This window comes from Halobacteriovorax sp. (assembly GCF_041587335.1).
GTDB lineage: Bacteria > Bdellovibrionota > Bacteriovoracia > Bacteriovoracales > Bacteriovoracaceae > Halobacteriovorax.
The window spans coordinates 21,557-27,657 of the sequence record NZ_JBFGYP010000033.1 but is presented as its reverse complement, the minus strand read 5'-3'; the positions used below and the strand labels follow the sequence as shown (position 1 = coordinate 27,657).

Genomic DNA, 6,101 nt, shown 5'->3' with positions numbered 1-6,101 from the left:
CTCGTAGCTATGACAGTCTCTAATATTTGATAGGGGAATACGTTCAGGAGTTCTTAGATCAAAGAGTTCCTTCTCAGCTTTAACTGCTCTAAAGATAGACTCTGCTCTCTTAGTACTCTCTGGATGTTTGATACGATTCCCAAGGGCCCACTCGTACTTAGGGTGAAATTCCATTTGCTTAGTGTGGAAGAAGACAGGGATTTTTTGCTTTTCTTTTTTATTAGTTTTCATAGGGTTTATCTTAACAGTTTTTGGAATAGGGTAAAGGCTGGGGAAACCTAATTTATTCAATAGTATTAGGTGTATATAAACTTAGAAGAAAGCTACGGATAAGTTAGTGTGCCATTGTTTTGGTTCGTCTTCTTAATATAAATTCTTTATTTTTACTTAAGTCTAAATTTATCTAAGTTATTGTAAAATAAGCTTTATTTAAAGGGGGCTCTGCTAATGTATTGATTTAATTAGCAACTTAATTATTCCGTCAAGAATTATAGGCGCTCTGCCGATATAATCTTAAGCTGGTTGAGTCGTAAGTGTTTGAGATTGCTTGCAAGTTAAATATCTGGTTAATTTTGGTTTAATATTTAAAAAGTCTTAACTATAACAGGAAGGGGTTAAATTAAAAATTTTATACTTCTAATCATATTCTCTGTATTTCTTACTTCATGCGCTGGAGGAGGAGAAGAAGCAGTTGAAGTTGCCTCTGAGGCAAGCTCTTCTGCTCCATCTGTTGATACGCCAGGAAGTGTAGATCTTCCTATTGAGGAGCCCGTTGTTCCCGTTGTAACTTTAGAGCGAATTGTTGCTAGTACTGACAAGGTTAGCCTATCTCTTAGTGAGGTCGCCAACTTGACGGCCACGGGGTATTACTCTGATGGAAGCTCTTTAAATATTTCTTCTGCTATAGAGTGGAGTTCAAATAATACTGAGAGGGTAACCATTGCTGGTAATAAGGCAACGGCAATTGGTGTTGGAAGTGTTTCTATAACAGCAAGTCTAGATGCAGTAAGTACTTCTATAACTCTCTTGCCTTTTAGCGCAAATCTTACTGGAATTGAATTAAGTGTTAGCTCTTTAGAACTTCCTAGTGAAGGGCAAGCTCAACTTATAGTTACTGCTACCTATGATAATGGACAATCATTAGATGTTACTGACTCAGCAATTTACAGTATGGATGATTCTACAGTTGCTAGTGTTGATGACTCAGTGGATTTTGGAATGATCACTGCAAATTCAACAGGAACAACAAACCTTAATATTAACTATAGTGGGTTTACAAAGATACTCCCAATAGAAACGACAACTACTGTTATTACTGGACTTCAAGTTACACCAATCATTGGGAGTAGGGCCAAGGGCGCTAGTCAACAATTTTATGCAACTGGAAATTTAGATAATGGAGAAACAATTGATTTATCAAGTAGTGTCACTTGGAGCTCATCTAATTCAGAAGTTCTTAGTATTTCAGATGAAGGGCTCGCTAATTTAGTAAACTCTGGAAATGTTTCTGTTACAGCTAACTATGGTGGTTTCTCAAACTCTGTATCATACTCGGTAACAGAGAAGCTTATTAGTTCTTTAGATCTAACTCTTTCTTCAGAGAGCATTTCTACAGGAGTTAGTGCTCAGGCCACTTGTATTGCAAACTACAATGACGGAAGTAGTGAAGATGTATCTGATAGTGTCACATTCTCTGTTGATAATAGTGAGTTGGGGATTATATCAAATTCACAAACTACAAAAGGAAAGATCACTCCTATCTCTGAGGGGACTCTATCTATTATTGCAGAACTAAGTGGAGTGTCTGTAAGTAAGAGTTTAACAATCACAACAGCTTCTTTAATAAGTATTGCAGTAGAAACAAATGAAAGCTTAATTTCATCAGGAGTGAATGCCTACTTTAGAGCGATTGGAACGTACGATGATGACAGTATTGTAGAAATAACTGATTCTGTGATTTGGTCAATTTCAAATAGTGAGTATGGCTCTATCTCAAATTCAACTCAAGATAGAGGACTCTTCAATAATATATTTAATGGTACGAGCACAAGTTCATTAACGATAACAGCAAGTATTGATTCTATAGATGGAGCTCTTGATGTCTTACTTGCTCCTGGAACTATATCTTCAATTAGTATTAGTCCTCAGAGTGCAGTTATGAATACAAGTCAAAATATAGACTTTAGTGCCTTTGCAAATTTTTCTGATGGAGCCAGAGTCGAGATTACTGACATTGTGACATGGGAGAGTTCAGATACGAGTTTAACTATGGTGAGTAACTCTTTAGTTGATAAGGGAAGAGTTTCTTCTTTAGCTGAAGGGGTTGTTAATATCACTGCTAATTATAATGGACTGAGTTCTAGTAGCTCTGTTGTAGATGTAGATAACTCACAGACTCCAGTTGTTAGTGATAATGGTGATGGGCTCTTGGCCAGCTATTTCTCTGGAAATAATTTTGATAACCTTGAGGGACAAAGAATAGACTCTCAAATTGACTTTAACTGGAGTAGAGGGACTGCTCCTTTAGGCGTTGGAGATAACTTCAGTGTGAGATGGACTGGTCAAATAAAAGGAAAATACACAGGAGATTGTCAGATCTCGAGTCGCTCTGATGATGGGTTTAGAGTCACTATAGGTGGAAATTCTATTCTTGATATTTGGTTTCCTCATGCTCCTCGTTGGGATCATAACTATAGCGTACCTTTTGTAGAAGGTGAGAAGCAGGATATTACTGTTGAGTTTTTTGAGAATGGAGGGCAAGCAGTCGCTGAGTTATATTGGCTTTGCCCTGGTGATGATAATCTTGAGGTTATTCCAACTGAGTATCTCTATTCTAATTAGTGACACAATTAGAATAGAGAGTATTAAAAATTCTACATATAGTTTCTACAAACAGGGAATTCGTAGTTATATCTCATTTTTTTACATAGAGAAATTACTTGCTCTTTATCGTAATTATTACTCTCACACTGAGTATCAAAAGTTTTAGCGAAGGCTTCTTTCTTTCTTTTTACGTCTATTGTTTGTTCAATGTATTTTGCAGCTTCCATTCTGAACTCTACTTGTTTCGTCAGCTGTTCCTTATACTTGTTCCTGTGATATTCCACTTCAGAACATGTTGTGCCATAAGCTTGACACCTTTCTTTGAAATATAAAACTCTTTGTAATATAACTTTCTTTGTTTCCTCTACTCCCTGTAGGCTTCTCTCATAGTAATTAAGCATAGACTTTGCAGCATCAACATCCTTTTGAATGAACTCTAATTCATCTATATTCTCTAAACAAGATAGAATCTCATCATCACTATATGATCTTTTTACACTACTTGTGACTATTTCAAGAGAGTGGATATCTTTCTTTAGATTCATTGAAAGAGTTGGCTCTAGCTTTCCTTGTTCACATGTTGCTGAAAGTGTTGAAAAACTAAACAGAGTATAAAAAATAGTCATTTTAAGTATCTGTAATTTCATATCTAGTCCTCATAAAGTTTATTTGTACTAATATTAAAAGCAATACTTGTGCCATAAATTCTTCATTACTTATAGACACTTAAAATAAGATTGGAGTGAGAAATTGAGAGGTAACACTTTTTTTAATTAACTCTATCTCTTGATTAATTTTTCTAAACGAGAGGAGTTGCTAAGGATGTCTTTAAGCGTGTACTTGTCTAGATTATTCAAAAAAGAAGAAGTTGACTCATTTAAGATTTGTTTTAACTTACAGGATGGCGAAATTTTACATTTATTTGTAGAGGGGGCGAAACATTCAACAATGTGGAAGTCTGGTTCTGTTTGTCGTACTAATTTACCAATATTAATTTCTTCTGGAGATAAAGCAAGTTTTATACCTCCAGATGCTCCCTTAAAAGAATCGATCAAAGAAAGTTTAGAAAGTTGGTGAATTACCTTCGATAGGTGATTTTTCGAAATGTTATAACTTTCCGATATTTCACTCGAGGTGCAAATGCGATCTTCATTGATTCCAAGATAGATCAATACTCTAATTGAATAGTCAGTATATGTTGTAAGTTTCATATGAAATATGTAGCACAACTTATTCGAATTATCACAAAAATATCTCTAAGAACCAGATAAACTTGACATGTGGGCTTTGTGGTTTTAAATATGTATTTCAAATACATGTTTAAGGAGATGTGATGATAAATCAAAAAAGTATTGATATTGTTAAAAGTACAGCACCGGTTTTAGAAGAGAATGGAGTCTTGCTTACCAAATATTTTTATAAGAGGATGTTTGAAAATAACCCCGAAGTATTACCCTTCTTTAATAAAGCGAACCAAGAAAAGGGTGTGCAGCAAGATGCTTTAGCAGGAGCGATTTGTGCATACGCAAAAAATATTGATAACCTCGACGCTCTAAGTTCGGCAGTTCAGTTGATAAGTCATAAGCACTTCTCATTGAAAATTAAGCCAGAACATTATCCTATCGTTGGGGAAAACCTTTTAGAATCTATTAAGGATGTGCTAGGTGATGCTGCAACTCCTGATTTAATCGATGCATGGTCAGAAGCATATTTTTTCTTAGCTGATATTTTTATCAATGCTGAAAAATCATTGGAGGAAGAGTCTATAAAAAATTTCAATGGATATAGTGGCTTTAAGAAGTTTGAAGTTGTGCAAAAGATTAAAGAAAGTGAAGTGATTACTTCTTTTATACTAAAGCCCAAAGACGGAAGATTACCAATATTTAAGGCTGGGCAGTATATCACTGTAAGAGTTCCTAGTGATGAGACGACAACGATGAGAAATTATAGTCTCTCTGCGTATGGTTCAAGTGATTCATATAGAATCAGCGTGAAAAAAGAATCAAAGCCAAATGAATTAATACACGAAGGTTATGTTTCAAACTTTTTACATCGTAATATTAAAGTAGGTGACTTTCTTGACGTTGGTTGTCCAGCAGGTGTTTTTACTCTTGAAGAAAAGAGTAAAAAGAGAGAAGTTGTCTTTTTAGCAGGTGGAGTAGGGATAACTCCTCTATTGTCTATGATTCATGCATCATTAGGTGAAGGGAGTAGTTTTGAATCTATTAAATTATTTCATGCGAATAAGTCAGAAGCTACTCAAGCATTTAAAAGTGAGATAGGTCACTTGGAATTAGCCCATAAGAATTTTAAGTCAACATTTATCTACGAAACTCTTCAGAGGGAGACAAAGAGTAATGAATTCTTGGGATTTATTTCTGAAGATATTCTCAAAGATTCAATCAATATAGAGAATAGTACTTTTTACATTTGTGGACCTAAGAATTTTATGTCAGCTGTAATTAGGATTCTTAGAAATATTGGAATAGAAGAAGAATCTATTAAATTTGAATTCTTTGGACCACTTGAGACCTTATAATTACTTATTTACAATCTCACTTGAAAATAAATTATACTTCAAGTGGGATTTTGCTAATATCAAATATTTTGATAAGAATAAATATATAATTAAATTAAATTTGAAAAAGAGACGATAAGCCACTATGAGGCTATTAATATCTATTTTATTATTTCAAATTTCATTCTTTTCTCTAGCACTAGAAGTAGAGTCAAATACTTTGACGATAAAGACCTCTGTTGATGAGGGGAAGACTTACGATATAAAGAGTGTGACAAAAACTGTTCTCTCTCCTGAAGAGGGAAGTATTATTACTATTGAAGCTGTTACTGGTGAAAAGTGTATTATACCGCTGGAGAAAGTAATCCAGATTCCTATCGCGAAAAGACAAGTATGCGCTGGCTGTATTAAGAGTCATGCAGAGCTAGAAAGCTATTATACGCAATTCTTTTTAAATGGATACAAACCAAATATATCTTGTGATGTTGTTGATGGTGAAACTGTAGGTTTTCACTTTCTTGGAGCAACAGAGGTTGATGGTAAATCATCTTTTAATTCGAAAGGAATGGTTTTTGATATTGCTCAATACTCAAGTGGACCATTCTTTAAACCTGAAGAAGTACCTAATGCATTTGAAGAAGTTCTCGATGATGTGGCAGATGTTCTTCTAAGATATGCATTCTAAAAGTCGAATAAATGAATTAGCTACTCACTAACTCTATCAAAACAAGTGTTAATATTTTCTCTATGTAAATTATTT

Annotated in this window: 7 protein-coding genes; 3 read left to right on the top strand and 4 right to left on the bottom strand. The window is 34.5% G+C overall.

The window, feature by feature from the left end:
* Positions 1–231: hypothetical protein (locus tag ABX784_RS07175; protein ID WP_372654240.1), on the bottom strand; the 231-nt coding region annotated here is incomplete at its 3' end.
* A 383-nt stretch (positions 232–614) separates the two neighbouring features.
* Positions 615–818 (bottom strand): hypothetical protein, encoded by a 204-nt coding sequence (locus ABX784_RS07170; protein WP_372654238.1) that lies wholly within the window; start codon positions 816–818, stop codon positions 615–617.
* 31 nt (positions 819–849) lie between these two features.
* Here ABX784_RS07170 and ABX784_RS07165 point away from each other — a divergent pair, with 31 nt between their 5' ends.
* Positions 850–2,841: an Ig-like domain-containing protein gene (locus ABX784_RS07165; protein ID WP_372654237.1), complete on the top strand. Its 1,992-nt coding sequence runs from the start codon at positions 850–852 to the stop codon at positions 2,839–2,841.
* 32 nt (positions 2,842–2,873) lie between these two features.
* Here ABX784_RS07165 and ABX784_RS07160 read toward each other — a convergent pair whose 3' ends face one another.
* Together ABX784_RS07160 and ABX784_RS07155 are read right to left on the bottom strand one after the other, a co-directional pair.
* The gene (locus tag ABX784_RS07160) at positions 2,874–3,470 is read right to left on the bottom strand and encodes a hypothetical protein (protein ID WP_372654235.1); all 597 of its coding nucleotides are present in this window, start codon (positions 3,468–3,470) and stop codon (positions 2,874–2,876) included.
* Positions 3,471–3,602: 132 nt separating this feature from the next.
* On the bottom strand, positions 3,603–4,034 hold the full coding sequence (locus tag ABX784_RS07155) for an Rrf2 family transcriptional regulator (protein WP_372654234.1): 432 nt from the start codon (positions 4,032–4,034) through the stop codon (positions 3,603–3,605).
* 122 nt (positions 4,035–4,156) lie between these two features.
* On the opposite strand from ABX784_RS07155, the gene hmpA reads away from it, so the two are divergent.
* Together hmpA and ABX784_RS07145 are read left to right on the top strand one after the other, a co-directional pair.
* A complete protein-coding gene (gene hmpA, locus ABX784_RS07150) occupies positions 4,157–5,362 on the top strand; it encodes an NO-inducible flavohemoprotein (protein WP_372654232.1) in 1,206 nt (401 codons plus the stop codon).
* 124 nt (positions 5,363–5,486) lie between these two features.
* Positions 5,487–6,026 (top strand): hypothetical protein, encoded by a 540-nt coding sequence (locus ABX784_RS07145; RefSeq protein ID WP_372654230.1) that lies wholly within the window; start codon positions 5,487–5,489, stop codon positions 6,024–6,026.
* The last annotated feature ends 75 nt before the right edge of the window (positions 6,027–6,101 follow it).

What these genes read in the sequence shown, in the direction of transcription:
- ABX784_RS07155 (WP_372654234.1), bottom strand. Translation starts at nt 4,034, where the DNA reads ATGAAACTTACAACATATACTGACTATTCAATTAGAGTATTGATCTAT.
- hmpA (WP_372654232.1), top strand. Translation starts at nt 4,157, where the DNA reads ATGATAAATCAAAAAAGTATTGATATTGTTAAAAGTACAGCACCGGTT.
- ABX784_RS07160 (WP_372654235.1), bottom strand. Translation starts at nt 3,470, where the DNA reads ATGAAATTACAGATACTTAAAATGACTATTTTTTATACTCTGTTTAGT.
- ABX784_RS07145 (WP_372654230.1), top strand. Translation starts at nt 5,487, where the DNA reads ATGAGGCTATTAATATCTATTTTATTATTTCAAATTTCATTCTTTTCT.